6 protein-coding genes are annotated in these 5707 nt (G+C 33.2%); all 6 read left to right on the forward strand.

Annotated elements, in window-relative coordinates; all coding sequences use genetic code 11:
• The coding region (locus CUL_RS17000; RefSeq protein WP_035143019.1) for a hypothetical protein at window positions 1-272 on the forward strand (272 nt) is incomplete at its 5' end.
• Window positions 273-629: 357 nt separating this feature from the next.
• Window positions 630-986, forward strand: coding sequence for an Asp23/Gls24 family envelope stress response protein (locus tag CUL_RS0107770; RefSeq protein WP_005583367.1), 357 nt, complete (start codon window positions 630-632; stop codon window positions 984-986).
• Between the two features lie 18 nt (window positions 987-1004).
• Window positions 1005-2648, forward strand: a complete 1644-nt coding sequence (locus tag CUL_RS0107775; protein ID WP_005583366.1) for a DAK2 domain-containing protein — start codon at window positions 1005-1007, stop codon at window positions 2646-2648.
• A 64-nt stretch (window positions 2649-2712) separates the two neighbouring features.
• Complete coding sequence (recG, locus tag CUL_RS0107780; protein WP_025641043.1) at window positions 2713-4755, forward strand: ATP-dependent DNA helicase RecG; 2043 nt, start codon at window positions 2713-2715, stop codon at window positions 4753-4755.
• A gap of 62 nt (window positions 4756-4817) precedes the next feature.
• The gene (gene rsmD, locus CUL_RS0107785) at window positions 4818-5369 is read left to right on the forward strand and encodes a 16S rRNA (guanine(966)-N(2))-methyltransferase RsmD (protein ID WP_005583364.1); all 552 of its coding nucleotides are present in this window, start codon (window positions 4818-4820) and stop codon (window positions 5367-5369) included.
• Between the two features lie 20 nt (window positions 5370-5389).
• On the forward strand, window positions 5390-5707 hold a 318-nt coding region (gene coaD / locus CUL_RS0107790; RefSeq protein ID WP_025641046.1), incomplete at its 3' end, for a pantetheine-phosphate adenylyltransferase.

The raw sequence follows: 5707 nt of genomic DNA on the forward strand, positions 1-5707 counted from the left end.
CCCTAGGAAAGCTATTAGCTTTAAGAGCAAGTGGTAATCTTTATGAGACATTGGATTCATTATTTGATGATACGATCACCGATGATAAATTAGAAGAGGTAGTAGAACAGGTTGTGCAGCTATCAGCTGCAGAGGTCAATAAGAAACCTAAGGATAGTGGTATATATCCTATAAAGAAGGCTCCTATGCCTTTTGAAGGGCAACCAATGACATTTGGTAGGAAAGCCATTAGGGATCTAACAAAAAACCGTGTTGAACTTATTTTAAGATAAGATAGGTTATCTTCCGAAGGGGTAGTATGCCTAATTTTAGCTATAATATCGCTAAAAAGAAAAGAAAACATGAAAAAGAAAAGAAAAACTATAAATATAAAATCATGACCCCAAAGATAGACTTCGTTGTCAAGTCCGTAACGAAGTGGAGTGCATTTTAGGCTTGACAACTCTGGAAAATGATAAAATTAAAAGTATTTTTCTTGATTATATTGTAACGGTTGATTTCATGAGAAGGAAAGATGCCCACGAATACTTGACACACACAGGTAAAAGTAATTAGTTGAACTATTTAGTGTTATAAGGTAAAATATACCCATATACTATATTGAAATTTTTATATAAGGAGGCGATTTTGTGCCAGCTAGAACTAAGAACGAATATGGATATATCGATATAGACGACAATGTAATTGCAACCATCGCGGGCCTTTCAGCAATGGAGAGCTATGGTATAGTAGGGATGGCAAGTAAAAATGCAACGGATGGTTTTTTTGAACTTTTGAAAAGGGAGAATCTATCAAAAGGAATTAAAGTCCATATTGATAAAGATCAAATATTAATAGACTTACATGTCATATTGCAATATGGAATAAGGATATCTGTAGTTGCTGAAAATATAATCGAAAAAGTAAAATTTAATGTAGAAAACTTAACAGGATTAAAGGTAAAAAAGATAAATGTATATGTACAAGGAATTAGAGTTGAAAAGTAGTTTAAGGAGGTACTACAATTGAAGATTGGATTTTTAGACGGTGCTATGCTTAAAAAAGCATTTATTGGAGCCGCTAAATTATTGGAAGACAATAAAGAAGAAGTGAATGCACTAAATGTATTTCCTGTACCAGATGGAGATACGGGCACCAATATGTCTCTAACTATGAAGTCAGCAGTTAATCAAATATTGAATCTAAAAGAGTATAGTGCTGGAAAAGTTACTTTTGCGGCCAGCAATGGTTCTCTAATGGGAGCAAGAGGAAATTCAGGGGTTATTTTATCCCAGCTATTTAGAGGTTTTGCTAACGGCCTAAAAGATAAGGATACAGTAGATACTTCAGATTTAGCAGAAGCCTTTAAACTGGCTTCTGATACTGCATATAAGGCTGTTATGAAACCTACTGAGGGAACCATTTTGACTGTAGCTAAAGGTTGTGCTGAATATGCATTGGACTTGTCAAAAGAAGAAAAAGATATATTAGTATTTATGGAGAAGGTTATTAAATATGGTAATCAAGTGCTTAATAGGACTCCGGATATGTTACCTGTATTAAAGCAAGCTGGAGTAGTGGATGCTGGTGGTAAAGGTCTAATTATTGTGCTGACTGGCGCTTATAATGCTATAACTACTAAGGAAGATATTTCATTGGAATCCTTCCAAAAGGAAGCTATCGAAGCAAAACCTACTATCAAGCATATAGGGACTTCAGATATTGAGTTTGGCTATTGTACTGAGTTTATGATCAATACAGATGAGAAAGATTATGATGATTTTAGAGAGGAATTAATCAAATTTGGAGATTCCTTAATGGTTGTTGGCGGTGAAGGATTGATTAAAGTCCATATACACACTAATAATCCAGGGCAAGTCTTGGAGAAGGCATTAAAAATTGGAGAATTAAATGATATAAAAATAGATAATATGCGATACCAACATAATCATATAATGGAACATGGTCCAATTAAGGATTTAGGGGAAGTAGATAAACAAGAAAAGGAAGTAAAAAAATATAGCTTCATTACCGTTTCAATAGGAGAGGGATTGGATACGGTATTTAAAGAACTAAATGCAGATTATATTATACCTGGTGGGCAAACTATGAACCCTAGTACAGAGGATATTTTAAATGCAATAGAAGAAGTGAATGGTGAACATATAATCATCTTACCTAATAATGGAAATATAGTATTGGCTGCAGACCAGGCAAAGGAATTAAGCGACAAGAGGGTTTATGTGTTCCCAACAAAGACCATTCCAGAGGGTGTTACTGCTTTATTAACTTTCGACCTAGAACTGGATATAGAAGAGAATCTGCAAAATATGGAAGACGCAATATCTCATGTAAAGACTGGCCAAGTTACCTATGCAGTTAGAGATACTGAAATAGAAGATGTGAAAATAAATAAGGATGATATTATTGGAATTTCAAAGGGAGAAATAATGTCCATTGGTGACGATGTCGAACAGGTATCTTTTGATTTATTAAAAAATATTGTTGATGAAGATTCTTCCTTAATCACTATTTTCTATGGCAATGGAATAGAAGAAGAAATTGCTTTTAAATTATCTGAAAAAGTAGAGGAAGAATTTGAAGATTTTGATGTGGAAGTAGTTTTTGGTGGTCAACCACTTTACTATTATATATTTTCAATAGAATAACAAATTCCCCACCAAAGGGTGGGGAATTTGTTATTATAGAATAAGGTAGTTAAGGAGGGATAGGGTGACTATTCAGTATGTAAAAGGAGTTGGGCCTAAAAGGGCTAAACAATTGAAAAGGCTTAATATTCACACAGTAGAAGACCTATTATACTTTGTACCTAGAGAATATGAAGATAGAAGCAAGTTTAAAGATATATCCCAATGTGCTGAAGGAGAACAGATTAGTCTAAATGTGGAAATTAGTGGATATCCTTCGAAAATAAAACCAAGAAGAAACTTGACTATATTAAAGATTCCTGTAAGGGATCATTCTGGACATGCTCAATTAGTATGGTTTAATCAGGATTATATTGCAAACAAGTTGACTATTGGTGATAGAATAGCTGTTCATGGAAAAGTCAACATATTTAATAACGAGATACAGATAATGAATCCAGTGTTTGAAAAAGGGGATCATGAAAAGGTTGGGAAAATCATACCTATATACCCATTAACTGAAAAACTGACCAATAACGAAATGATTAGGATAATGACCAATGCTATTCGGGATTATGGGCATAGCCTAAAGGAAAGGTTGCCAAATTACTTAAGAGAAGAGTTAGATTTAATGCCTATTAGAGAATCTATTATTAATATACATTTTCCAAAGGATAGAAAACAGTATTTTGAAGCTCGTAGAAGGCTGGTTTTTGAAGAATTGTTAACTTTACAGTTAGGATTATTTTTAATTAGAAATAGAACTAAGGAAATAAACCAAGGTATACAGTTTCCTCATATTAGTGAAGTAGATGGATTTATAGAGGGTTTGCCCTTCAAATTAACTAATGCTCAAAGGAGAGTCTATAAGGAAATTGAAATGGATATGGAAAAGGATGCGCAGATGAATAGGTTGATACAAGGGGATGTAGGTTCAGGAAAGACTATTATTGCCATATTAGCAATGTTTAAAGCATGGAAATCTGGCTACCAATCGGTGATGATGGCGCCAACGGAAATTTTAGCTCAACAACATTATGATTCTATTTCTAGTTTTTATAAGGAATATGATATTAGATGTGAATTACTAGTAGGAAGTCTTTCAAATAAGAAGAAGGAAGAGATTTTGGATGATTTAAGGACGGGGAAAATCAATGTATTGGTGGGGACCCATGCAGTAATACAAGATAAGGTTGAATTTAATAAGCTAGGTTTGGCAATAACTGATGAACAACACAGATTTGGTGTAAAACAACGGGCTGTGTTGAGTCAAAAAGGAGAAAGTCCCGATATCTTGGTAATGACTGCTACTCCAATCCCTAGAACTTTAGCTTTAATATTGTATGGAGATTTAGATATATCCATTATAGATGAATTACCCCCAGGTAGGAAGGAGATAGAAACTTATGCAGTAGGGTTTAATATAGTTGACCGGATTCACAACTTTGTTAAGAAACAGATATTGGAAGGGAGACAAGCGTATATTGTATGCCCTCTAATAGAAGAAAGTGATACTTTAAAAGTAAAATCTGCAGAAGAACTTTATATTATCCTTAAAAATGAAGTCTATAAAGGGTTTAATGTAGGTTTATTACATGGCAGAATGAAGCCTGGAGAAAAGGACTATGTTATGGGTAAATTTGCCAATGGAGAATTAGATGTACTGATTTCTACTACAGTCATTGAGGTGGGAGTAAATGTACCTAATGCTAATATTATGGTAATCTATAATGCAGAAAGATTTGGGTTGGCACAACTCCATCAATTGAGGGGTAGGGTAGGTAGAGGGGAATATCAATCTTATTGTATTCTTATCAATGGAAGCAATAGCAAAATTTCAAGGGAAAGGATGAGAATACTTCAAAAATCAACAGATGGTTTTTATATATCGGAGAAAGATTTAGAGTTAAGAGGGCCAGGAGAATTTTTTGGTACTAAACAGCATGGCTTACCGGATTTAAAGATTGCTAATTTATTTACCGATATGGAAATATTAAGATTGGCACAAAAAAAGGCAAAAGAAATATTAGAGGAAGATGCCTATCTAGTGGACGAAAAACATTCTTTTTTAAGACAGAGTATTATAGATCTATTTAAAGATAGGATAAAAGATTTAATTTTTAACTAATACTAGGAAAGCGCGGGTAAAATATGATAAAATATATTTTGTATAGATGATGAGGTGATTTTTTGAGAGTAATAGCAGGGGATAAAAAGGGATTTAGATTGAAAGGGCCAAAGGGCAAAGATACTAGGCCTACAGAGGATAGGATTAAAGAATCCCTATTTAATATATTAAGATATATTGATAAAGACTCTATGGTTTTAGATCTATTTGCTGGTTCGGGCTCTATAGGGATTGAATTTTTAAGTAGGGGCGCTAAGAGAGCTTTTTTTGTAGACAGATCCTATGAAAGCATCCGTTGTATTAAGGAAAATTTAGAGCATACAGGATTGAAGGATAGGGCAGAAGTTATTAAAAGTGATGCTATTAAGACTGTTAGTATGTTAAAAAGTAAAAAGCTTAAATTTAACTATATTTTTATTGACCCACCTTATGGATATGATTTAGGGGTTGAGGTTCTAGAAAAAATATGGGGAAATAGTATTTTAGAAGAAAAGGGTATCATTATCCTAGAGCATGAAAAAGGATTGAATTTAGAAGATAATATCTATGGGCTAATTAAAATGGATAGTAGAAGTTATGGTCATAAGTCTTTAAGTTTTTATGCTAAAAAGTAGAATAAAGGAGGATGTTGCAGATGGTAGTAATTTATCCAGGAAGTTTTGATCCCGTAACTTATGGACATTTAGATATAATCGATAGATGTTCAAAAAAATTTTCTAAGGTAATAGTTTCAGTTTTAAACAACAAATCAAAAAAAAATTTATTTTCAATAGAGGAAAGGGTAGAAATACTTGAAAGAACCTTAGAAAAATATGATAATGTTGAAGTAGATACTTTTTCTGGATTGTTAGTGGATTATGCTAAGGAAAAGGAATGCACTACTATGATTAGAGGTTTAAGGGCGGTTTCAGATTTTGAATATGAGATGCAAATGGCTCTTGTAAATAAAAAG

The organism is [Clostridium] ultunense DSM 10521 (assembly GCF_000511955.1).
Classification (GTDB): Bacteria; Bacillota; Clostridia; order Tissierellales; family Tepidimicrobiaceae; genus Schnuerera; species Schnuerera ultunensis.